The sequence below is a fragment of the Pseudoalteromonas rubra genome (assembly GCF_004212645.1).
GTDB lineage: Bacteria > Pseudomonadota > Gammaproteobacteria > Enterobacterales > Alteromonadaceae > Pseudoalteromonas > Pseudoalteromonas rubra_G.
In genome coordinates, this window is record NZ_PPUZ01000186.1 from 1 (window position 1) to 430 (window position 430).

The window sequence follows — 430 nt, forward strand, 5'->3', positions numbered from 1 at the left end:
CTGCGCCGAGCCCTTGTGCAGCTGGTCAATAAACCACAGTCGCTGCTGAGCAAAAGACAGCGGCAACACACGGCACTGACCAAACTGAGCGTCAACCTGGCGAGCTACCTGCACTGGGGCGACTTCTGAACGAAGCGCCTGTCCATGATGTGCTTTCACAGCTTTGCCCTGCTCTGCAATGGTTGCAGCATTAAATAAGGTCTTGATCGGTAACTCAACAGCCAGTTGGGCTCGCAGTTCAGCCGCCAGTCTGACCAATAGTAAAGAGTGGCCACCCAGATGAAAGAAATTATCTGCGGTACTGATGCTGCCTGCATCCAGACCCAGTAACTGCCCCCAAATTTCACACAGTGTCCGCTCAATATCATTTTCAGGTGCCACATAACGGCCCTGCAGCGCTGAAGTATCTGCTTCTGGCAGGGCTTTTTTA

Annotated in this window: 1 protein-coding gene; it reads right to left on the reverse strand. The window is 52.8% G+C overall.

Going from position 1 to position 430, the window contains the following annotated elements; all coding sequences use genetic code 11:
• Positions 1 to 430, reverse strand: a 430-nt coding sequence (locus C3B51_RS23445; protein ID WP_130246570.1) for a phosphopantetheine-binding protein, incomplete at both ends; no start/stop codon positions are given.